Annotated in this window: 21 protein-coding genes; 16 read left to right on the forward strand and 5 right to left on the reverse strand. The window is 48.8% G+C overall.

Features of this window, described 5'->3' with window-relative positions; translation table 11 throughout:
• Nucleotides 1-119: 119 nt before the first annotated feature.
• Nucleotides 120-1,706, forward strand: coding sequence for a peptide chain release factor 3 (locus DN748_RS02830; protein WP_112370251.1), 1,587 nt, complete (start codon nt 120-122; stop codon nt 1,704-1,706).
• Between the two features lie 4 nt (nt 1,707-1,710).
• Here DN748_RS02830 and DN748_RS02835 read toward each other — a convergent pair whose 3' ends face one another.
• From DN748_RS02835 to DN748_RS19195, 3 genes are all read right to left on the reverse strand, one after another.
• A complete protein-coding gene (locus tag DN748_RS02835; RefSeq protein ID WP_112370252.1) occupies nt 1,711-2,451 on the reverse strand; it encodes a class I SAM-dependent methyltransferase in 741 nt (246 codons plus the stop codon).
• Nucleotides 2,452-2,548: 97 nt separating this feature from the next.
• Nucleotides 2,549-3,499, reverse strand: coding sequence for an NAD-dependent epimerase/dehydratase family protein (locus DN748_RS02840; protein WP_112370253.1), 951 nt, complete (start codon nt 3,497-3,499; stop codon nt 2,549-2,551).
• 150 nt (nt 3,500-3,649) lie between these two features.
• Nucleotides 3,650-4,000 carry an AAA family ATPase gene (locus DN748_RS19195; protein ID WP_201741406.1) on the reverse strand — a complete coding sequence of 117 codons (351 nt, stop codon included), beginning with the start codon at nt 3,998-4,000 and terminating at the stop codon, nt 3,650-3,652.
• A 208-nt stretch (nt 4,001-4,208) separates the two neighbouring features.
• Here DN748_RS19195 and DN748_RS02850 point away from each other — a divergent pair, with 208 nt between their 5' ends.
• The 5 genes from DN748_RS02850 to DN748_RS02870 all read left to right on the forward strand — a co-directional run bounded on the left by DN748_RS02850 (nt 4,209) and on the right by DN748_RS02870 (nt 12,935).
• Complete coding sequence (locus DN748_RS02850; protein WP_112370254.1) at nt 4,209-4,793, forward strand: RNA polymerase sigma factor; 585 nt, start codon at nt 4,209-4,211, stop codon at nt 4,791-4,793.
• 255 nt (nt 4,794-5,048) lie between these two features.
• A complete protein-coding gene (locus DN748_RS02855; RefSeq protein ID WP_112370255.1) occupies nt 5,049-5,978 on the forward strand; it encodes a FecR family protein in 930 nt (309 codons plus the stop codon).
• An 88-nt stretch (nt 5,979-6,066) separates the two neighbouring features.
• On the forward strand, nt 6,067-9,372 hold the full coding sequence (locus DN748_RS02860) for a SusC/RagA family TonB-linked outer membrane protein (RefSeq protein ID WP_112370256.1): 3,306 nt from the start codon (nt 6,067-6,069) through the stop codon (nt 9,370-9,372).
• 11 nt (nt 9,373-9,383) lie between these two features.
• Entirely contained in the window at nt 9,384-11,045 is a 1,662-nt protein-coding gene (locus DN748_RS02865) for a RagB/SusD family nutrient uptake outer membrane protein (protein ID WP_161554455.1), read from the forward strand.
• Between the two features lie 12 nt (nt 11,046-11,057).
• Entirely contained in the window at nt 11,058-12,935 is a 1,878-nt protein-coding gene (locus tag DN748_RS02870) for a hypothetical protein (RefSeq protein WP_112370258.1), read from the forward strand.
• On the opposite strand, the gene DN748_RS02875 is transcribed toward DN748_RS02870, so the two are convergent.
• Nucleotides 12,932-13,762, reverse strand: coding sequence for a glycosyltransferase family 2 protein (locus DN748_RS02875; RefSeq protein WP_112370259.1), 831 nt, complete (start codon nt 13,760-13,762; stop codon nt 12,932-12,934). The two genes, DN748_RS02870 and DN748_RS02875, sit on opposite strands and share 4 nt — an antisense overlap.
• A gap of 154 nt (nt 13,763-13,916) precedes the next feature.
• On the opposite strand from DN748_RS02875, the gene DN748_RS02880 reads away from it, so the two are divergent.
• From DN748_RS02880 to DN748_RS02915, 8 genes are all read left to right on the forward strand, one after another.
• Nucleotides 13,917-14,669 (forward strand): glycosyltransferase family 2 protein, encoded by a 753-nt coding sequence (locus tag DN748_RS02880; RefSeq protein ID WP_112370457.1) that lies wholly within the window; start codon nt 13,917-13,919, stop codon nt 14,667-14,669.
• Between the two features lie 31 nt (nt 14,670-14,700).
• Nucleotides 14,701-15,561: a glycosyltransferase family 2 protein gene (locus DN748_RS02885; RefSeq protein ID WP_112370260.1), complete on the forward strand. Its 861-nt coding sequence runs from the start codon at nt 14,701-14,703 to the stop codon at nt 15,559-15,561.
• Nucleotides 15,542-16,102 (forward strand): L-threonylcarbamoyladenylate synthase, encoded by a 561-nt coding sequence (locus DN748_RS02890; RefSeq protein WP_112370261.1) that lies wholly within the window; start codon nt 15,542-15,544, stop codon nt 16,100-16,102. The genes DN748_RS02885 and DN748_RS02890 overlap by 20 nt, the downstream gene beginning before the upstream one ends.
• Nucleotides 16,103-16,118: 16 nt before the next feature.
• Entirely contained in the window at nt 16,119-16,244 is a 126-nt protein-coding gene (locus DN748_RS02895; RefSeq protein ID WP_236636764.1) for a GxxExxY protein, read from the forward strand.
• 72 nt (nt 16,245-16,316) lie between these two features.
• Nucleotides 16,317-17,747, forward strand: a complete 1,431-nt coding sequence (locus tag DN748_RS02900) for a CCA tRNA nucleotidyltransferase (RefSeq protein WP_236636765.1) — start codon at nt 16,317-16,319, stop codon at nt 17,745-17,747.
• A 248-nt stretch (nt 17,748-17,995) separates the two neighbouring features.
• On the forward strand, nt 17,996-19,033 hold the full coding sequence (locus DN748_RS02905) for a COX15/CtaA family protein (protein WP_112370263.1): 1,038 nt from the start codon (nt 17,996-17,998) through the stop codon (nt 19,031-19,033).
• An 85-nt stretch (nt 19,034-19,118) separates the two neighbouring features.
• A complete protein-coding gene (locus DN748_RS02910; RefSeq protein WP_112370264.1) occupies nt 19,119-19,631 on the forward strand; it encodes an IS1096 element passenger TnpR family protein in 513 nt (170 codons plus the stop codon).
• 86 nt (nt 19,632-19,717) lie between these two features.
• Nucleotides 19,718-20,776, forward strand: coding sequence for a nucleoid-associated protein (locus DN748_RS02915; protein WP_112370265.1), 1,059 nt, complete (start codon nt 19,718-19,720; stop codon nt 20,774-20,776).
• 6 nt (nt 20,777-20,782) lie between these two features.
• Here the strand turns inward: DN748_RS02915 and DN748_RS02920 are convergent, their stop codons facing one another.
• A complete protein-coding gene (locus tag DN748_RS02920; protein WP_112370459.1) occupies nt 20,783-21,862 on the reverse strand; it encodes a hypothetical protein in 1,080 nt (359 codons plus the stop codon).
• Nucleotides 21,863-22,022: 160 nt separating this feature from the next.
• Between DN748_RS02920 and DN748_RS02925 the strand changes: the two genes are divergently transcribed.
• Both DN748_RS02925 and DN748_RS02930 read left to right on the forward strand, forming a co-directional pair.
• Entirely contained in the window at nt 22,023-22,916 is an 894-nt protein-coding gene (locus tag DN748_RS02925; protein ID WP_112370266.1) for an ABC transporter ATP-binding protein, read from the forward strand.
• Nucleotides 22,917-22,976: 60 nt separating this feature from the next.
• Nucleotides 22,977-23,807, forward strand: coding sequence for an ABC transporter permease (locus tag DN748_RS02930; RefSeq protein WP_112370267.1), 831 nt, complete (start codon nt 22,977-22,979; stop codon nt 23,805-23,807).
• Nucleotides 23,808-23,883: the final 76 nt, after the last annotated feature.

Raw genomic sequence — 23,883 nt, forward strand, 5'->3', positions numbered from 1 at the left:
AGATTAAACTTTCAATATGAGATTTTAATATTCTCGTTTTTTGATTTAAAAAATCCTTTTTCTTCCCTTTCCGAAGTTCATATTATAATACTTACTTTTGCATCCGCAATACGGAAATTATGAGTTTGGTACAGGAAATCAGTAAAAGGAGAACCTTCGGGATCATATCGCACCCTGATGCGGGAAAAACCACATTGACGGAAAAGCTGTTGCTTTTCGGGGGGGCTATCCAGGAAGCAGGGGCCGTCAAAAGCAACAAGATCAAGAAGGGAGCGACGAGCGATTTTATGGAAATAGAAAGACAAAGAGGAATTTCCGTAGCTACTTCCGTACTGGCATTTAATTACAGGGATAAAAAAATAAATATCCTCGACACCCCCGGGCACAAGGATTTTGCCGAAGACACCTTTCGTACGCTTACCGCCGTAGACAGTGTGATTGTTGTTATCGACGTAGCCAAAGGGGTAGAGGAACAAACGGAAAAACTGGTACAGGTTTGCCGTATGCGCAACATCCCCATGATCGTTTTTATCAACAAACTGGACCGGGAAGGGAAGGATGCGTTCGACCTCCTGGACGAAGTAGAGCAGAAACTCGGGTTGCAGGTTACCCCGCTCAGCTTTCCCATCGGTATGGGATACGATTTTAAGGGCATTTACAATATCTGGGAAAAAAACATCAACCTCTTCAGCGGGGACAGCAAAAAGAATATCGAAGAAACCATTGCCTTTGACCGTGTCGAAGACCCGGAACTGGACCACATTATAGGTACCGACGCTGCCGGTGCCCTGCGCGAAAACCTGGAACTGGTACATGGTGTATACCCCGGATTTGAACGTGAAGCCTATCTCAAAGGCGAATTACAACCGGTATTTTTCGGTTCGGCCCTCAATAATTTCGGGGTACGGGAACTGCTGGACTGCTTTATTGAAATAGCCCCTTTCCCCAGGCCGAAACAGAGCGAGGAACGTCTTGTAAAGCCGGAAGAAGAATCTTTTACAGGCTTTGTTTTTAAGATCCACGCCAATATGGACCCGAAACACCGCGACCGTCTTGCTTTTGTAAAGATCGTTTCGGGGACCTTCGAACGAAATACCCCTTACCTGCATGTACGGCATAACAAGAAGCTGAAATTTTCCAGTCCGAACGCCTTTTTCGCAGAGAAGAAAGAGATCGTGGACATCTCTTATGCCGGGGATATCGTAGGATTGCACGACACGGGAAACTTCAAGATCGGGGATACCCTTACCTCGGGCGAGGTGCTCCACTTCAAAGGGGTTCCGAGTTTCTCTCCGGAACACTTCCGTTACATTAACAATGCCGACCCCATGAAAGCCAAACAACTGGCAAAAGGCATAGACCAGTTAATGGACGAAGGCGTTGCCCAGCTGTTTACCCTGGAGCTGAACGGACGAAAGGTAATAGGTACCGTAGGGGCGCTGCAATACGAGGTGATACAGTATCGCCTGGAGCACGAATACGGGGCAAAGTGTACCTACGAAATGTTCCCGATACACAAGGCCTGCTGGGTAGAACCGGAGGACCCGAAAAGCGAAGAGTTTGCCGAATTCAAAAGGGTGAAGCAGAAATTCCTGGCCCAGGACAAGCACGGGCAACTGGTTTTCCTCGCAGATTCCGCTTTCTCCATTCAGATGACGCAGCAGAAATACCCTTCGGTAAAACTGCATTTCTCATCGGAGTATTGAAGAACTAACGGATAGATCTTCCCACCCGCAACAATACCGGGAAAGTCACTGTTTTCTTTTCTGCTTTCCCCCAGGCTGTTTTAAGCCTGTCAAAGATCAGTGTCACCGGGCTGACATCCATATCCCGGGTATAGTGCTTAACGGCCGACCAGGTTTCCAGGTAATTCAGTAATGCAGATAAGTCCCACTGGTATTCATTTCTGAATACAGGAGGTTCAATTTCTTCGAACGGGAAAGGTATGGTCCGGTACAGCTCGTCAATATATTTACGTTCCGGGTCCCAGTACCCTTTCAGCAATCCGCTGTATAATTCCCGGATAACCTCGTCCACTTTTTCGTCTACCTCAAGCAGCGCATAACCTGTAACTGCGAGGAACCCGCCCGGTTTCAGCACCCTTTTCACCTCGTTGTAGAAAGCGTCGAAATCAAACCAGTGTACGGCTTGTGCTACCGTAACCAGGTCGAACTGTGCATCGGTAAAAGAAGTCGATTCGGCCGGACAGGTCCGGTAACGGATATTGAGGGCCTGAATGGCATTACGCATTTGTTCTGCACTGATATCCGTGGCATACACCGCTCCGAAATGCTGTGCCAGGACACCTGCCAGCTGCCCGTTTCCCGTGCCACAGTCCCAGGCATATTCCCTTTTTTCCGGCAGTGATGCCAGGTAAGATACCAGCGCTTCGGGATATCCCGGGCGAAAGCGGGAATAATCAGCGGCATGTCCGGAGAAGAGGTCTTTCATCAGCAGTCTCGCTATGGGTTCTTTTCAGAAAGTAACCGGAGTACAGGTTATTCTAATGGTATATGTTGTTTCACAAAGTAACAGCAGTAATTAAAAACTATTTCCCCTTTCCCGGAAAATTCTCCCGGTACCATTCCACCTGCTTTTCCAGGCCTTCCCTGAAAGAAGTACGGGGCCGATAACCCAGCAGCCTTTCCGCCTTATCTATCAGGGCGGTGGTCCGCTGCTGGTCGCCGGAACGGGGCGGGGTTTCCCGGATCAGGGCTTTTTTGCCGATAATTTCTTCTACAATAGCGATCCCCTCGGCCGTAGTGTACTCCTTGTCCGATCCGATATTGATGATCTCCCCGTTTACCTGTTCTTCCCTACCTATCACCGCGGCTACCCCTCTTACGATATCTCCCACATACGTAAAGCTTCTCGAATGTTTTTCGCTTCCCCGGAAAAGGGGGAACGGTACCTCCTCGTAAATAGACCTGATCAGTTTCGTATACAGTTTTTCCGGCCTTTCCCTGGGGCCATACACCGAGTACAAACGCAGTGAACAGGCGTTCAGTTCGCCCAGCCGCTGGGCTCCGAGCACCAGTTGTTCCGCAGCCAGCTTGGTGGTCCCGTAAAAGGAAACAGGCTGCGGTACCGCAGTTTCGGGCAGGGTCGCTTCCCTGCCGTAAACGGAAGAAGTGGCCATATTGACAAAAAGCCGGAGTCCCGGGCTTTTATGCCGTACCTGGTCAAGCAGGTTCTGAGTGGCAAAAATATTATTCCGCACGTAATCGCCCAGGGGTACATCCGGGGAGATCCCCGGCTGTGCGGCATAGTGAAAGATATAATCCATATCACCCGGAAGCCCCTTTAGGGGACCCGTCAGGTCTGCTTCCAGAAAATGTACTCCCGCTTTCCGGATATCTTCTGCGTTCTTCTTTTTCAGGGCCACGTCGTAATAATCCGAAAAATTGTCCACCCCGTACACTTCATACCCTTCCGAAGCCAGGTACTCAGCGGTATGCGACCCTATAAAACCGGCTGCTCCGGTAATAAGTATTCTCATCGTACTTTTTTACAAAACTATAACTTTTTATTTTCTGAACCTGTGTTGCGTTGTGATATCCTGGCGAAAATCATGCTTTTATTGATTACTGAGGCGCCCGGGATGAGTTTTTTCCACGCTTCAAAATATACCCCGGACAAGAGTTCATCATCAATACAGAAATCCGAATAACCACACAGGTACCCCTCTCAAATAGTCATTGAAAACAGGTAATGGCCGGACAGCCGAAACTATCTCCTGACTTATTTCCCGGTGACGGACACGTATTTCTTCGAAAGACACCGGAGGAAAAACGGTTTCACCGGTAAAAGCCAGGTATTCCCTGAACGACAGTCCGGGCAGTGAATAGCTGATAACCCGGCGGCTCAGGTCGGCCTGCCCGCGGTAAATATCCAGGGCAGAAGATGCGGAAAAGATAACCTGTAGCCGGGGGATGCCATCATAAATATTTTTAAGTTCCCGGGACCAGCATATTGTAGTTTTAAAACTGCAAAACAACATTAAATCTGTTGTTTAGATACAACAATTATAATATACACGGCATTATTAGTTCACTGGCTCACCGAGATCCCTAAAAAGTCAGGGCTCTTCCTTCCGTATGTCAAGGTGTCCGGACTCTCCTGCCGCTTCAGGAAGTATTGCCATATACCTCGCGTTTTGTTTACATTAATTTAAATTCGTTTAGAATGTTTTTTTATTAATTTGCCCCGTGAGTAAAGATCCTTCCGCAATAAGAATACAGGTAGAGCAGATCAAGTCTTCCGACCGAAGGGCTTTTCAGAGGCTTTTTGAACAGCTCTGGCCCCCCATGTACACCTATGCCTTTTCACTGCTGGAAGACGAAGCCCTGGCAAAGGATATGGTACAGGAGGTCTGGATCGATTTCTGGGAAAGGCGTCAGAATATTGAAAACACCAATATAAAAGCCTATTTGTACAAGGCTGTTCGCTTCAGGACGCTCAGGGAATTACGGGACTCCAAAATAAAGGCTTCTCTTCTGGAGGCCGTGGAAACCATCAATGCGGGAGACGCCCCGGAAGAAGAGACCCCGACCCCCGAAGAAATCAGTATCCTGCTGGAAAACGAACTCTCCGTACTGCCCAAAAAATGCAGGGAGGTTTTCAAACTCAGCAAACTCAGGGGATTAAAAAACAAGGAAATAGCCAAAGAACTCGGCATTTCGGAAAATACGGTGGAAAACCATATGACAAAGGCTTTCGAACTCCTGAAAATGTCGAGAGCTTTTTTTCTTTCTTTACCATTGGCCCTTATAGTTCAATACTTCACAAAATAAGTACAAAGCACTGTGAGCCTGTCCTGCCGGCCAGGCAGGAAAATTGCCGTTCTCGTTACCGGTGGTCCGGTTATTAAGCTGTTCGGATAACAACCCGGCCACTGCCAGATCTGCATAAGGCCGGTCAGGGTCATAATTGTTAAGTAAATGTAACCCCAAAGCGGTTTACTGACATCATCTGTTATATAACCGTTAACAAAAAAAATGAAATAGTGGAAAAGCAGCAGTTCCGGTATATATAGGTAAAAGAATTCGATGACCGAAAAACAGTTTAAGATACTGCTGAATAAATTCCTGGCCGGAAAAGCCACACGGAAAGAGATCAGGCTTATCAATAAGCTCGAACGTTTCCAACTCGATAAAAACAAGAATGAAGTCTTTAAAAACGAAGCGGAGAAACAACGGTTAAAGACTGAAATATACAGCAGTGTAAACCCTGGTGTTACCAGGCCTGCCCGCAGGTGGTTAAGGCTTGCTGCTTCAGTGGTCATTTTGCTGGGTATCGGGTATACGGTATTACTTACCTCCGGCCGGAAAACAATTACCGTGAACAACCCCTCAAAAAACCCGAAAAGCATAGTGCTGGCCGATGGTTCCGAAGTGATACTGAACCACAACAGCAAGCTCACTTATAACCGGCAGGCGTTCCCTGTAAAAGACAGGAATGTGGAGCTTTCCGGGGAAGCTTTTTTTAAAGTGGCCAGAAACCCCCGGAAACCCTTTATTATAAAGACCGGGGCATTAACTACCCGGGTGCTTGGAACACAGTTCAATATCAGGGAAAGTGACACTTCGGTAAAGGTTACCGTGAACGAAGGAAAAGTAAGGGTCTATAACAAAAAGGACACGCTTCAGATCACCGTAAACCAACAGGCAGTCTATAATACGGTTTCGGGCAATCTCAGGGAAAATACGGTGAATGCACAGCTCTTCTCTCTCTGGCAGATGGAGACCATGGTGTTGAATAACATTACTGTTTCAGAGCTTTCGGTAGTCCTTTCAGAGATTTACGGAATACCGGTCTGTTTTAAAGATCCCGGCCTTAAGAACATCCCTATGGCCATTACCCTTAAAAAAGATGAGAAGATCACGGAGATCATCAATCGTGTCAACCTTATAAATGATGTAAAACTAATACTAACCAAAGACAATATGATAGAAATAATTCCTGTGAAACAACCCTGAGAATAACTGAAAAAGAGCCTGCTGTCACAGACTCTTTAAAACAGTGTCGAAGTTAAAACGCAATTAAAACAACAACACTACATGTATTATGAATTTAAAAAAACTCCGGTACAAGCTGGTTTGTACCCTGGCCTTTTTAATGATGATCTCCGTATCTCATGCCCTGGGACAACACAAGGCTGAAACCACAAAAATAAGCATTAATAAAGAAGCGGCTACCTTAGTACAGATTTTTTCCGAGATCAGTAAGAATACGGAGATCAACTTTTCATACGGACAGTTTATCATCAAAAACACCAAAAAGTACAAGGCCGTTTACCGCGATCAGACCGTGACGTCCATATTGCAGGAACTCGGAAAAAAGGCAGCCTTCAAATACCTGGTCCGGGGCAACGATATTGTAATTACAGCAGCCCCCGCCCCGGAGCCCGCCCCGGGAAATGCCGAAAAGTCCCAGAACCTTATGGTCAGGGGAACCGTTACCGATCCGGACGGGAACCCTATGCCCGGGGTTAATATTGTTGAGAAAGGGACCACAAACGGAGAAATATCCGATTTTGACGGGAATTATGCTATCGGAATTCAAAATGCAGATGCGGTATTGGTATTTTCCTATCTGGGTTATCAAATGCAGGAAATCGAGGTAAACGGGCAATATGAGATCAGTGTTCAGCTACGCCCCGACACCAGTGAACTGAACGAAGTGGTAGTGGTGGGGTACGGTCTCAAAAAGAAAGTAAACCTCACCGGGGCCGTAGCTACCATAGAAGGGGACGACATATCAAAAAGGCCGGTTATGCGTTCCAGTTCGGCCTTACAGGGGCTGGCCCCGGGGATCACCGTTACACAGTCCTCCGGAAGACCGGGCTATGACGACGGCAGTATAAGAATACGGGGGATCGGCACCCTGGGAAACTCCAACCCCCTGGTACTCATTGACGGCGTGGAAGGAAGCCTGGACGGAGTAAACCCCAACGATATAGAAAACATCTCGGTACTCAAAGATGCCGCTTCCGCTTCCATTTACGGGTCCCGCGCCGCAAACGGGGTCATTCTGGTAACTACCAGGACCGGAAAAAACGAAAAGATATCCGTAACATACCGTACCTATACCGGTTGGCAGCAGTTCACCGACCTTCCTGATTATGCCGATGGTTATACCTATATGACCAAACTGAACGAAGCCTATAACAATATGGGACGCACCCCCCTGTATTCCGAAGAATACCTGGCTGACTACCTGGCAAATAAAAGTACAGACCCCGATCATTATCCGGACGTCGACTGGCAGGACCTTATCTACAAAAATGCCGCAGCGGTAAAAAGTCACTATCTCAGCTTCAGCGGGGGAAATAAGGTAAAACTTATGAGCTCCCTCGGTTATCAGGACCAGGAAGGAGTTATCCCCGGCCACCATTCGGAACGGTTTTCATACCGGCTCAACGCCAGCATGAATGTTTTAAAAAACCTGCAGGCGTCGGTATTTTTAAGCGCGAGACGATCGGTAGTCAATTCTCCCGGGAACAGCCCGGGCGGAATTATCCACCTGGTAAACCGCGTAGCCCCCATATATGCTGCGCAACTGAGCGATGACCGGTACGGGGTCGGGATCAACGGACAAAACCCGATGGCCATCATCGAGAAAGGAGGATTTGACAAAAGGGTTTACAACAATTTCAAAAGTACTTTCCTGTTTAACTACCAACCTGTAGAAGGGGCTGATATCGAATTTAATTTTACTCCCAATTACGACACCTCCACCGGTAAGAACTTTATCAGGACCATAGAGACGTATGAGGCAGATTCCGAAGAGCCTGCCTTCACGGTGCCCGTCAATTCGACACTGGCTCAAAGCAGTTCCAACACCCTGGAGATCACCATGAGGCTTTTAGGGCGGTACAACAGGACTATCGGGGATCACCACCTGGGGTTCCTGGCCGGTTTTGAGCAAATCGAATCAAAATACGAAAGTTTTAACGCCTCACGGGAAGGGTTTCAGTTCCCGGAGTATACCGAACTCGATGCCGGTTCCATCGAATTAATGAAAAATTCGGGAAGTAGCAGTGAATGGGCACTACGCTCCTACTTCGGAAGAATAAACTACGATTACAAAGGCAAATACCTGCTGGAAGCCAATATCAGGAGAGACGGTTCTTCCCGGTTTGCCAGGGGGCACAAATGGGGAGTATTCCCCAGTTTTTCCCTCGGCTGGAGGGTTTCCGAAGAAAATTTCCTGAAAGACATCCGCTGGCTGTCAAACCTGAAACTGAGGGGTTCCTGGGGAGAGCTGGGGAACCAGCTTATCGGGAATTACCCCTTTGCCTCCGTAATTTCTCTCGATACACCTTATGTTTTTGACGGTATTCCCGCAAACGGAGCGGCACAGATGGAAATGGCCAATTCCCTTATTTCCTGGGAAACCACCGCGTCTTACGACCTGGGACTGGATTTCGGAGTGTTCGGCAACCGTCTGAACCTGGAGTTCGATTATTTTGTGAGAAATACTTCCGACATTCTTCTGAACCTGCCTGTCCCTACCATCATCGGCCTGGCAAGTCCGGTACAAAATGCGGGAAAAGTCAAGAACACAGGCTGGGAAATTGCCCTGAATTACAGGAATAACGAACGGGCATTTAAATACCAGGTCGGGCTAAACCTCTCTGATGTTAAAAATGAAGTGACCGACCTGAAAGGCGCGGGACCGTTTATCAGTACTTATACCATCAACGAGGAAGGTTCGCCGATCAATGCCTTATACGGCTATCGCTCATCCGGTCTTTTTCAAACCTCTGAGGAAGTTGAAAACGCGCCGGAACAATTTGGAAATTACGGTCCGGGAGATATCAAGTATGAGGATTTAAACGATGATGGTGTTATCAATGCCGATGACAAAACCGTTCTGGGCAGCTCCATCCCGCGGTATACTTACGGGCTCAATGTAGGAATGGAATTTAAAAATTTCGACCTGGGATTTTTAATTCAGGGCGTGGGCAAATCGGATGTACTGCTGCGAAGGGATGCCGCCTGGGCATTTTACAACGGGGGCAAAATAGCTTCGTGGCAACTGGATTCGTGGACTCCTGAAAACACCGGGGCCAGTTACCCCCGTTTAATAGCAGACCGCAGCCACAACAATTTCGAAGATTCCGGTTTCTGGGTGTACAACGGGGCGTATGCCCGGCTTAAGAACATAACCCTGGGGTATACTTTTTCAGAAGATATCACCAGGCACCTTCCTGTGGCCATAAACAGCTTCCGGGTATACCTGACAGGCGACAACCTGTGGGCCATGCACCACCTGTCCGACGGGTGGGACCCCGAAAGGCCTAACGGAGATGCTACTACCTATCCGATCACAAAGACCTTTGTGATGGGGTTAAACATAACCTTTTAATACCGATGGAAATGAAATCAAAAATACTGATATCCGGACTCATCATTGCGTTGCTGTCTTCCTGCAACGATGATTTTCTGACCAGAAACCCCTTGGATACCCCTTCGAGCAGCACCTTTTTTTCTAACGAGGCAGAACTTGAAATGGCCCTGGCCGGGGTATACAGAAACCTGTACTGGCATTCGTACAGCGTGCCTTACCATATGTGGCTGGACGCCTGTACTGACATCGCCTGGTCCAGGGGGGATTTCGGAGATGCCCTGACCATTCAAAGCGGAAACTACACCCCGGAATGGAGAAGGTTTGAACTCACCTGGCAGCACATGTACGAAGGAATTGCCCGGGCCAACAATATCCTGGTGAACATGGACAGGGCCCGGGAAATACTGCCTGAAGAAAAATACCTGGACACAGAGGCCCAGGCCAGGTTCCTGAGGGCATATTATTATGTATACCTCACCAATTTATACGGGGATGTGCCCTGGGTAGACAAAATGCTGACCCTGGAGGAAGCGCAATTACCGAGAACCCCTGAAGGTGAAATTCTTGACAAGATCTATGAAGACCTGGACTTTGCCGCAGAACACCTGTTACAGCCCCAGAACGAGGGCAAGGCTACCAGGGACGCAGCACTGACCTTAAAGGCCCGGGCGGCACTGCTCGCGGGCGATTATGAGACAGCGGCAACGGCAGCCGGAAAAGTAATGGATTCGGGCAATTATTCCATACACCCGGATTACGGCGAACTCTTTTCATATGCCGGGGGAGATTCTCCGGAGATCATTTTCAAGCTTCACAACCATATCGATGTATTTGTGACCCAGATCCCGCGTTACTTGTCTCCGAGGGTTTTCGGAGGGTACTCTGTCCTGATCCCCACCCAGAACCTGGTAGATATGTACCAGGCCACCGACGGGATGCCCATCGACGAAAGTCCGCTCTACGATCCGGCACACCCTTTTGAGAACAGGGACCCGAGAATGGATCAGACCATCCTGCTGCCGGGCGAATACATCAACGGGTTTCTGTTCCAGACCCATCCTGACAGTACACAGACGTATCAGCAGACAGGCACGGACCTGAAACGGGTCCCGAACCCGGAGGTCACTAATCCCTACGCCACCTTTTCCGGTTATCTGTTTAACAAGTACCTGGATGAAAGCGACATCCCCGATCGGCTGACCCAGTCTCCCCTCGAACTTATTCTTATGCGGTATGCAGAAGTGCTGCTCACCTATGCCGAAGCCAGGATCGAGCTCAACCAGATAGACGAGACGGTAATCAACGCCATCAATCAGGTAAGAGGGCGTCAGAATGTACAGATGCCACCGGTCTCTCCCGAAATGTCTGTGGAAGAACTGCGAAAAACCGTCCGCTATGAGCGTTCGGTGGAACTTGCCCTCGAAGGTTTTCGGCTGTTCGACATCAGGAGATGGAAATATGCAGAACACGTAATGCCGGGAAATATGCTGGGCAGAAGGCATAAGGAACACTGGTCCGACCCCATCGTTCCCGAAATAGACGACTACGGTCATCCCTCCTATCCCGACGAGACCGAAACCTTTCAGATCATGAGTACCAATGCCTTCGACCCCGGCAGGGACTACCTGTGGGCCATTCCGCAAACGGAGATCAACCTCAACCCGAATCTCCGGCAAAATCCCGGATATTAAAACTTAAAAATCATGACATTACACAGGAATACACCGATCCGGACCACAATCGCCTTATCGCTGCTGGTTACCGGCTGCTTACTGAGTAATTGCAGCAAAAACCTCAGCGAACCGGAAGAAACGGAACGCCCCGGGGAACAGGGCGGGCCCGGCGATGAACTTGTCAATACGATTACTCCGGGCGACTTTACCATTGCCGTACTCGGCGACACGCAGTACTATACCGAGAATACGGGAACAAACAACCAGTATATCCGTCATTTTGAAGATCAGGTACAATGGATAAGGGAGCATCGCGCAGACTCCAACATAGTGTACGTGGCCTCGGTAGGCGATATCACGGAAAATTACGACCATACCGACCCCCAGACAGAAAATCAATGGATACGGGCTTCCGAAACCTATGCCATGCTCGAAGCCGACAATATTCCTTTCGGGGTGGTGCCAGGAGATCACGACATCGCTTATAGTAGTCCCTGGCATGCCAGTGCTTTTTATAAGGAATATTTCGGGGCTTCCAGGTTTAGCGGCCGCGATTATTACCAGGGAGATTACCCGACAGGGCTGGATTCCAATGTAAACCATTACGACTTTATCAGCGCCGGGGAAACCGACCTGATGTTCGTATACCTGCGCTGGCACGATGATACGGAAGCTGCGGGAGAAGCCTGTGACTGGGCATACGACCGTATTGCCGGGAACCCGGGCAGAAAGGCTATTGTGATAACCCATTATACTGTAGCCTCCGGCGACACCGATTATGATGGAAAACAGGACTGGGGCAAACAATCTTCCGGTTCGCCGTCCGGCCAGGCAGAGAACATTTACAACCGGCTAAAGACCTTACCCAATTTCCTTATGATGCTGGGAGGACATGTAAAACACGAAGGACGCCGGCAGGATACATACCAGGGCAGCACCGTGCATTCCTTTACACAGAATTATCAGGGAAACATCTATGAACCCGGTCTGCTGCGGACCATCCGGTTTTCCCCGGAAAATGACCTGATCTCGGTAGCGACCTTTATTCCGGGGCAACCTCCCCTGAATTCGGAAAAAAGTACGTTTACCAAACCGTGGCATTCCAATATCACCACTGCCAGGACCTGTGATTTTAACAATGACGGCCGTTCGGAAACCTCTTTTTTCAACCAGGGGGTCTGGACGGCCGGGGACATGGCCGAGGTCACTTACGGCACAGGCTCCGCGGATATCCCCGTACCGGGCGACTACAATGGCGACGGAAAAACCGATATTGCGGTTTTTCGCCCCGGGAACCCCTACTGTCAATGGCTGAGACCCGGCAGGGACGCAGTCACGTTCGGACAGGCGGAAGACATCCCCACACAGGGAGATTATGACGGCAACGGGACTACCGATCTTTCTTTTTTCAGGCCATCCGAAGGAAAGTGGTACGTATACCACGACTATTTGCCTTCACCACATTATACCACCCAGGTTTACGGGCAACCGGACGATATCCCCGTACCAGCGGATTACGATGGGGACGGCAAGGTGGATTACGCCCTGTTCAGGCCCTCCACTGCCGAATGGCTCCGGTTTGACATCCACAGGGGGCAATACGGATATCCCGGTGATATTCCCGTTCCCGGGGATTACAACGGAGACGGCATTGCCGAACGTTCCGTATACCGCCCCGGAACGAACCAGTGGTTTGTTTACGGAAATTCCGTTCCGCTGAATATAGGACAGCCGGGCGACATCCCGGTACCCGGAGACTACAACGGTGACGGTATGACTGACAAGGCGGTTTACAGACCCTCTGACGGAACTGTTTATCTGGAGGACGGGAGTACTGTAACTACCGATAATGCAGGCGGAATCCCCCTGAACCTGCCATATGCGGTATGGCAGCATTTCTTTAATTAAGGCTGCTCCTCCTTCTGCATACCATAAGGCGTCCACACATTCTTACTACCCCGGGTGTGCTGGCGTATGGCCTGGTTTTTGGCAATGGATTCCGGGGTCTTATACCCGCGGGCGTGATCGAGATGAACACATATCGCGCTGTAGCGGACCTGCTTTCCCCGGATACCGTAATTCGTCAGGCGCTCCCCGAGCTCCCGGTCCTGCCCGCCGTACTGCATACGTTCGTCAAAACCGTTGACCGCCACAATGTCTTCCTTCCACCCGGAGGCATTATGCCCGTTCCAGGTAGCCCCGGTGGGGGTAAGCGTATTCAACAGCGCAGCCTTAAATCCGCCGGCAGTCAGTTTATTGTTCTTAAACGACGATTTCAAACCGTGCTCCCTGAGCCATTTTATGTCAAAACAACGCCCGGTCTCTATATCTTCACGGGAGATGGCTTCGGATATCGACATCGGCAGCATAAAATACCCGCCGGAAAGAAAATACCCCTTTTCCTTTCGCCGGTCATGTACTTCCAGAAAATCATTTCTCGGGATGCAATCGCCGTCACTCATTACGATATACCCGGCCGAACACTGCGCTATCGCCTTGTTGAGTATCCGCGATTTCTGGAAACCGTCGTCCTCCTGCCACACGTGTACGATAGGATAGAAAACCTCCTTCTGCATACGGTGGAGCAGTGCTTCGGTAGCCGGCCCCGAACCGTCGTCGGCAATAACCAGTTCAAAATCTCTGAACGTCTGTGTGTGGTATCCCCACAATACTTTTTCCAGCCAGGCTTCTGCATTGTAGGTACTGATAATTACCGAGATCTTCCTGTTATGCATCGTTTCCATTTATCGAACTCGTCTTTAGTTCTTCTGTTAGAATGGCAAAAGTATGAATACAGATATATATCTTTGCCTTAAATCGGAAAAAACTGGTCCCGCCTGTTTTCTGATTCCGAATGATCAAAATACGCATTTTATTTATAAATGTTTCATGGCAGAACTCACTATCATCATACCTACCCTGAACGAAGAGGATTTTATAGCACAGGCCATACAGTCTGCTTCGTTTGCCGATGAAGTACTGGTCATCGATTCGTTCAGTGAAGACCGCACCCTTGAAATTGCAGGTAAATACCCGGTAACCGTATACCAGAGAAAGTTCGATAATTTTTCCAGTCAGAAAAACTACGCCATAGACCGTGCCCGGCACGACTGGATATTCATCCTCGATGCCGACGAAGTGATCGTTCCGGAACTGCGGGAAGAAATTATCTCCGAGATCCGGAAAGCACGTACCTGTGAAGCCTATGAAGTGCGTACGGTACGCATGTTCATGGGACGGCAAATGAAATACGGGACGGCAAAGAACGATACCAAAACCCTGTTATTTCAAAAACAGCATTGCAGGTTCGGCACCAAACTGGTACATGAAAACCTCGTGGTCGAAGGTCGGAAAGGCATTTTAAAGCATCATATCCTGCATTACACCTACAGGGGATTCGATCATTTTGTCGGAAAGAAAAATCACTATGCGTGGTTACAGGCCAGGGAAATGTTTGACAAGGGCAAAAAGGCCAGCCTGTTCCACATCCTGGTCAAACCCCCGTTCCGCTTTTTCAGCGAATACATCATCAAAAGAGGCTTTATGGATGGTTTTCCCGGTTTTGTCAGTGCCTATATCAATTCTTACGGCGTAATGACCCGGTATATAAAACTATGGCTGCTACAACACCAACAACAATAAAATGACGTCTCTCAATCAGTAAACCACATTTATGAAAGCCAAAGAATATCCTGTTTCTGTTTTTCAAGCCCTGAAGCTATCCATGCTCCCGGCGCGAAAACTCCGGGAAGTCTCCCGCAATAACCTGCCCGTTATTGTGTCGCTTACATCCATTCCTTCAAGAATTCATAAAATACACCTTACGATCAGGAGCATTCTGGCACAAACCCGGCAACCCGAAAAGATCATTCTCTGGCTGCACGAAGATATGAAAGGTACTTTACCGAAGTCCCTGACACAACTGGAAAGCGAGGTGTTCCGCATTTGCTTTTCCCCGCTTACCTGTTCCCATAAAAAACTGGTACACACCCTGCAGCAATATCCCGACAAGATTGTCATAACCTGTGACGACGACTTTATGTATTCGGCAGACTGGGTACGGTTGCTATACCAGGAGCACCTCAAATACCCGGAAAACATTATCGGGAACCAGACAAGATACATACGATATGACCGGGAAGGAAAACTGCTGTCTTATACATCGTGGACTTATCCCGACCAGGGACCTATCGATCCCGATAAGATACTGCCCATAGGTGCCGAGGGAGTACTGTATCCTCCGGACTGTCTGTACAAAGAGGTGAATAATACCGACCTCTTCCTGAAACTCTCGCCCAAAGCCGACGACCTGTGGTTCAAATGCATGTCGCTGCTCCGCGGAACCGTTTCCCGCCAGGCCGGAAATCCGCCGCGAAAAGCCGTTCCGGTAATCGGCACCCAGTCCGTTTCCCTGAAAAAGGAAAACATCAGGAAAGACAAAAACAGGGAACAATGGCAGACGCTTACCGATTATTTTGATATTGAGTTATACCACAAGACAAACGCTCCGGAAAATGCAAGACGAGATCAATAAAGCCGTAACGGTTCTCCGCGAGGGAGGGCTCCTGCTCTACCCCACCGACACCGTATGGGGCATAGGCTGCGATGCCACCAATGCCGAAGCTGTTGCCAGGGTGTACGCATTAAAACAACGACCGGATGCCAAAGCCCTCATCTGCCTGGTGTCTGACGTCCCCATGCTGGAAAAACACATCCCGGAAATCGCCGATGTCACCTACGACGTTATAGACCTGGCCACCAGGCCGACCACCATCATTTACGACGATCCCGTCGGGATTGCCCCCAACCTCGTGGCTTCCGACAATACCCTGGCCATACGGGTAGCCTCCGATACGTTCTGCCGGCGGCTTATCCGCAAATTCGGAAAGCCCGTGGTGTCGACATCGGCAAATATCAGCGGTACCCCCACTCCGCAATCCTACCGCGAAATAGCCCCGGAAATTTTAAAAGGTGTGGACTATGTAGTAAATTTGCAGCGCGAAAAACAGGGAGGCCAGCCGTCTTCCATTATAAAGATCGATAAAAACGGGGTCGTAAAGGTCATCCGGAAGTAATTTGTTTGCCTACTGTGTGGACAATTTACATGATGCACATACAGCGCAATGTATAAACTATTTAAAAATATCGCATTGCCGGTTGGCGTTATTAATAAATTTTCATAAAGACTTGTTAGACCACAGAAGAATTATTTTTTAGGGTGAAATAACAGTCCCGCAGGGAACCAAAAAACATTAGTGCATCCGTGGCAATAAAAAAACAAGAATTAAAGTGAATGTAAAAAACCATAAAGAAGCATTAAAAGAAGATATTTTCAGCATCATTTCCGGGGCTGCGGCCGAACTGGATATGGACAGTTACGTCATCGGCGGTTTTGTACGGGACTACCTGTTGAACCGGGATATCCCCAAGGATATTGATATCGTAGCCATAGGCAGTGGTATAGAACTCGCCAGGAAAGTATCGGAAAAGCTGCAAAAAAAACCTAAAGTACAGGTATTCAAAAACTTCGGGACAGCCATGCTCCGGTGGAAGGACCTCGAAGTCGAATTTGTGGGGGCCCGGAAAGAGAGCTATCGCTCAGACAGCCGTAAGCCCGTTGTGGAAAACGGCACACTAAAAGACGACCAGGACCGGCGCGATTTTACCATTAATGCCCTGGCATTTTCCCTTCAGAAAGAAAATTTCGGCGACCTTCTCGACCCTTTTGACGGCGTGGGAGACCTGAAACAGAAACTGATCCGTACCCCCCTGGACCCCGACATCACCTATTCCGACGACCCGTTGCGGATGCTCAGGGCCATTCGCTTTGCCTCGCAACTGCACTTTAAGATATTCCCGGAATCCCTGGAAGCCATATCCCGGAACAAGGACCGGATAAAGATCATCTCAAAAGAACGTGTCGTAGACGAGCTGAACAAGATACTCGGGAGTGACAAACCATCTACAGGGCTCAGCCTGCTGTTCAGGACCGGGCTGCTGCATATCATCCTCCCCGAACTCACCAGGCTACAGGGGATCGAAGAAAAGGAAGGGCAAAAGCACAAGGATAATTTCTGGCATACGCTGGAAGTGGTAGACAATATTTCGGAGCATACCGACGACCTCTGGTTGCGATGGGCCGCCCTGTTGCACGATATAGGGAAAGCGCCTACAAAAAGGTTTGACAAAAAGGTCGGATGGACCTTCCACGGCCATGAATTCGTAGGCTCCAAAATGGTATACAAGCTCTTTAAACGCCTGCGGATGCCGTTGAATGAAAAGATGAAATTCGTCCAGAAAATGGTACTGATGAGTTCGCGGCCCATCGTACTGGCGCAGGATATCGTTACCGACTCTGCCGTGAGGAGGCTGGTTTTTGATGCCGGGGACCACGTAGACGACCTGATGACGCTCTGTGAGGCCGATATCACCACCAAAAACCCGAAAAAATTCAGAAAATACCATCATAATTTCAAGATCGTAAGGCAGAAGATCGTAGAAGTCGAGGAACGGGACCACATCCGCAATTTCCAGCCGCCGGTAAGCGGGGAAGATATCATGAAGACCTTTAACCTCTCCCCTTCCAGGGAGATCGGGATCATAAAAGATGCGATAAAGGAAGCCATACTGGAAGGAGACATCCCCAATGAATACGAAGCGGCCCGTGATTTTATGCTGAAAAAGGGAAAGGAACTGGGGCTGGAACCGGGGAAGGGGTAATGAGTTATGAGGAAGGAAGTCGGAAGTCGGGAGTTGTTATCCAGACTGGAGATTTCCCTATCGTCGGAATGACAAACCCCTGTCATTCAGAGTGAAGCGAAGCGAAGTCGAAGAATCTCCACCCCGGCCCGAAGGAAATTCAACAACAGCACCGAAAGCCCGGAGATTCTTCACTGCGTTCTGAATGACACTACAGGCATGCCCAAACTGTGAACTGACTAAGAACTACAAACTAAAAAACTAACATCATGTCTACATGGTTTAAAAAAAATTTCAGGGCCATTACCAAAACCACGCTGGTACTGGTATACCTCGTCATCCTGGCCGGGGCCCTGGTGCGTATGACCGGCAGTGGCATGGGTTGTCCCGACTGGCCCAAGTGCTTCGGGTACTACATCCCCCCTACCGAAGAATCCCAGTTGTTGTGGCAGGCGGGGAGGGAGTTCAAAAAGGGGCAGGTGATCATTCACGACGAGGCCCTGATGGTCGCCAAATCCGACTTTACCACTTCAGGGACCTATAATCCTGGACACTGGGATGCCTATACCAGGCACGATTATGCCATCTTTAACCCCATGCATACCTGGATAGAGTATATCAACCGTCTTTGCGGTGCACTGGCAGGAATGGCGACGTTCCTGATGGCCATAGCCTCCTTCGCCTATCGCAGAGACAAACCCGCCGTAACCTGGTTGTCCTGGCTTGCGGTATTCGGTATGGGATTCCAGGCATGGCTGGGAGCTACGGTGGTATATTCGGTACTGGCCCCGGTAAAAATAACAACACATATGCTTGTGGCCCTGGCCATCGTAGCCCTGATCATCTATATCCTGCACCTGACCAGGAACAAGGAGACCAGGCATCCCTATCACAGAAGGCTTACACAACTGATATGGGCAGCCCTGGCTCTCACTGTCGTACAGGTTGTACTGGGCACCCAGGTCCGCCAGCTCGTAGACGAACAGGTCAGGACAGTGGGAGATGCGGCAAAAAACCTGTGGCTGGACAACGGCGGATGGTGGTTCTATGTGCACCGTTCCTTTTCCGTTATCGTACTTGCCGTAAACCTCTGGATATTCGCGATCAACCGCAGATACGGCCTCCGCTATACCCGGGTCCCGTGGATACTTTTCCTTCTCGGCCTGGAAGTGCTTACCGGAATAGCCATGTCTTATTTCGACTTCCCGTTCGGGTCTCAAAGCCTTCATCTCGTCATAGCCTCGATATTGTTCGGGGTACAGTTTTATCTGTTGCTCGATACCCGGCATGCGGTGAAATCTTTGTAACTTTGCCCGGGTAAAAGACAATGCCAAAACTACGAACTAACAACTACCAACTAAGAACTAATAAACCCTATAACCAGAGAATAATATGATCTATAAATTCAGGATAATACTTGATGCGGAGGAAGATGTCTTCAGGGATATAGAAATAGAAGCCGGGGACTCTATGGAGGTGTTTCACAATGCCATAACGCAGGCCTTCGGTTTTGAAGGCAGTGAAATGGCTTCTTTTTACCTGAGTGATGAAGAATGGAACCAGGGAGAAGAGATCGCCCTTTTTGACATGGGTGACGGCCGGGATACGGATATACGCCTTATGGCAGAAACTTCCCTGGACGATGTGATGGACCAGGAAAACACCCGGGCCATCTATGTTTACGACTTCCTGAGTATGTGGACTTTTTTCGTGGAGCTGGCAGATATCGCGGAAAAAGAGGACGGGCGCACCTACCCCAATCTGCTCTTTGCCCACGGGCAGCTCCCGGAATTCCCCCCGGAAAAACAATTCGAGGCCGAAGAAGGTATGTCTGATGGTTTTGACGACTTCGGGCTCGATATAGACGACTACGAAAACCTGGACTTCGACGAAAACTGGAATTAAGTTACCGGGTTATTAAGTTATTGGGTTAATAAGGTGTCGGGTACTTTAAATAAGGGCCTGACATATAAAACAAACGACAAAACAACATGCTGAACCTATATCCTTCACAAATAGAAAGCCTGTCGGTACACCGGGTAGGCAACAAGAGCAGGAACGAAAATATGTTCCTGTCGCGGGAACCGTACCTGCTCAACGATGAGATCACGGCCATACTGAAAGAATATTTCCTGAAACCTTTCCGGGAAAAGGAAGAGAACTATTTCAGGTTTGCCAACGAGGTGGACGTCGAATTCCATCCCCTTTTCGAGATTGTATCGGAGATTTTTGCCAATCCCGCCGGAATTCACGAACAGTCCGGAAAAATAGCCACGCATCTTTTCGACCAGTCCAGTCACCCCCACATAAAAAGCGGGGAGGTCTATGTAGTACATTTCAGTGATATGGTGATGGACAATGAGAAAACAGATGGAATAGGGATCTTCAAAAGCGAATTAAAACACGATTTCCTGCAGTTCAGGGAAGGGGAATCCAATCTTGACATCCTCATCCAGCAGGGGGTAAACATCAACAAGCTGGATAAGGGCTGTATCATTTTCAACACGCACAGGGACGAGGGCTACAAGATCCTCTCGGTAGACAGCAACCGCTACGACACCAAGTACTGGCTCGAAAATTTCCTGGGTGTGGAAGCGCTTACCGATGAGAACTTTATTACCAAGAAATACCTGAAGTTCTGCCAGGATTTTGCCAAGGATGTCGTACTTCCGGCAGAAGACAAGCAGCAGGAGGTACTGTTTATGAACCGGGCGGTAAATCACTTTGCCAAGAACGACGAGTTCGAGGAGACCGGTTTTCTCAACGAGGTCATGGACAATCCGGACCTCATCCCCGAATTCAAGCACTACAAGGTGGAAAAAGGGCCCAAATACCATATTGAAGACGTGTCCAGCTTCCCCATAGCCAACAAGGCGGTAACCGAGGCCCGCAAAAAGATCAAGAACGTCATTAACCTGGATACCAATATCCAGATTAAGATGGATTTTATCAACCCGGAATCCGCCGAGAAATTCGTGGAAAAGGGATGGGACGAAGAACGGCAGATGTATTACTACCTGGTATATTTCAACAGGGAGGAAAAGAGTTGACGCAATTTAATCGCCGAGATTAAAAAGGCGTTTACTGATATTGTAATCCTGGTAGTTGCGTTTCACAAAGTCGAGCGCTGCTTCCAGGATCTCCCCCATATTGGCCGCTTTTTTAAACTCCACATCCTGGACGAAATTCAGTATTTCCACTTTCAGGCGCTCCACATTCTCCGGGAGGGATATCACATCGTGCCTGGCACAGGCCAGCAGTTCTTCCATCCGCTCGTTATAACTGATAAGCCGTTTGGCCACAATGGAGCGTTCCTCTATTTTATACTGGTCTACCGAACTGCGCTGCAATTTGTCCCGGACCAGTTTCACCATCACGTTGTTCTCCTTAAAGAACTGCGGGCGGTATACCTTGAATTTCCCTTCGAAACTCTGCTGGTCAAAATCTATGGCCCTGATCTTATAGACCACGTGATCAAAATCGTGGGTAGCCACAATGACGTAATTATAAGACCGCATATCGCCTAACAGGCGGATCATACAACGCTCGTTGAACTTCACGAACTCCTTGGCGATCTGCGATTTCTCCATCTCCGTACACTGCGGTAGAAACTCCTTTATAAAAACATCGCCGGGAATACCCGCTATATGCTCTTCGATAAGGGTGTCTTTATAGACCAGGAAATTGAGATTGTAGGGCGAGAGCATGTGCTCCAGTTCGAGTCCGTAAATACGGGACGCATCGGTCTTCTTTACATAAAAATAGGTGTAGTTATCGTTCAGTATATTCCTCACCTTGATCCGGAAAGGCTTGGAATTCCCGAAAGTACAATAGTCTATGGAATCTACATTGAGATACTGTATGATGCTGTCACTTCCGTCAGAGATCAGGATGGAATACACCCGTTTCAGGCTCAGGTCTATTTCTTCCCGGTCAAATTCGTTGTAAAACACCCGTACCCACAGGGTGTCTTCATCATTCTCGTCGTACACCACCACCGAACCGGAAAACCGCAACAGGTCTTCGTAGAAAATGGGGATCCTGATATTGCGGTTGTATTCCCTGAGATAACTGTTCAACTGTTCCGTCACCGGGTAGGCAGGCTTCTTTTTCGACATTAATCTTTCTTCTGACATCGCAAACGGGCTATACTGATTATTACCTTTCAAACTTACATATTTTTTAAACCCTCCGTACTTCCCGCAAAGAAAAAAACCGAAAAAACCGGCCAACGGTTTGTAACAAAATCGTAATTTGTCCGTCAACATATCAACATACGGAACAAAACACACTATTTTGGAAACCATTCTCAGCATTGACAGGCTTACCAAAAAATTCGGTTATCTCACTGCGGTACGCGACCTGTCCTTTACCATAGAAAAAGGCAATGTATACGGTATCCTGGGCCCGAACGGCAGCGGGAAATCCACTACCCTGGGCATCGTACTGAACGTGGTAAACAGGACTTCGGGAGATTTTCAGTGGTTCGGCGGCAAGGTATCCACCCACGATGCCCTTAAAAGGGTAGGTGCCATTATCGAGCGACCCAACTTCTACCCGTATATGACCGCAGAAAAAAACCTCGAACTGGTATGCAGGATCAAGGGAGTACCCTACGATAAAATACAGGAAAAACTCGAAGTGGTAGGGCTGGCCGACCGCAGGAACAGCAAGTTCCGGACCTATTCCCTGGGTATGAAACAACGCCTGGCCATAGCCTCTGCCCTGCTCAACGACCCGGAAATACTTATCCTCGACGAACCCACCAACGGGCTCGACCCGCAGGGGATACACCAGATACGGCAGCTTATCAAACAGATCGCGGCAAACGGGACCACGATCCTGCTGGCCTCCCACCTGCTGGACGAAGTGGAAAAGGTATGCTCGCATGTGGTTGTCCTCCGGAAAGGGGAAAAACTGTATTCGGGACGGGTCGATGCAATGATCGCCAGCCACGGCTTTTTCGAACTCAAATGTCCGGAACGGCAAAAAGCCCTCGACCTGCTTCGAAACAACCCTGCTTTCCGGGAGATCAAGGAAGAGAACGACCTGATCACAGCCTTTCTCAACGAACCCATGGAAGCGGAAACCTTTAACCGTTTCATGTTCGACCGCGGTATTGTCCTCTCCCACCTGGTAAAACGCAAGGAAAGCCTGGAAGAACAGTTCCTGGCGCTTACGGGGGCTTAGAGATGGGGAGACGAGGAGACCATCGCAAAGTAAAACTACGAACTAAAAAACTAACAAAAAATGCTTCGTCTATTACAGATAGAATTCATAAAACTCTGGAACAACCGGTCCAGCAAGGTGCTGATTACCGCATATTTCGTATTGCTGCTCTGTATAGCCCTCATCGCCACCATTAATTTCGATTTCGGGCAGGTACATTTCCAGGTTGCGGAACAGGGCATATTCAATTTTCCCTATATCTGGCATTTTAACACCTATGTTGCCGGCTGGCTGAAACTCTTTCTCGCCATTGTCATCGTGTCCATGACCGCCAACGAATACAGCAACAAGACCATAAAACAGAACCTGATAGACGGCCTGAGCAAATGGGAATTTATCTATTCCAAATTTCTCATCGTGCTCAGTTTTGCCGCCATTTCAACCGTATTTGTCTTTATAGTATCCCTCATCCTGGGGCTGATATATTCCGACTACAACGAAATTTCCATCATTTTCTCCGACCTGGAGTACCTTCTGGCCTACTTTGTTAAACTGACAGGTTTTTTCTCGTTCTGCCTCTTTCTCGGTATGCTTATAAAACGCTCTGCCTTTGCACTCGGTTTCCTGGTATTATGGCAGATCCTCGAAGGCATTTTTTACCTTGTCATCCGGTCGCAATCCGATTCCGACACCGCTTCCGCCATTACCCGTTTCTTTCCGCTCAATGCCATGAGCAACCTGATCAAGGAACCCGGAAGCCGCCTTTCTGCCGTACGCACCGTAGCCAGCCAGATCGGCGAGACCATTACCAAGGACTACAGCGTTCACTGGTATGAAATAGCTATCGTACTCGGCTGGACCGCGCTGTTTGTCTATTGGTCTTACGCGCTGCTGAAAAGAAGGGATTTGTAGTTAGTAGTTCTTAGTTGGTAGTTCTTAGTAAAAATAAACCGGAAAATTTCAGGTAAAAGGGCTGCATGTTTAAAAT

The sequence above is a fragment of the Sinomicrobium soli genome (assembly GCF_003285545.1).
GTDB lineage: Bacteria > Bacteroidota > Bacteroidia > Flavobacteriales > Flavobacteriaceae > Sinomicrobium.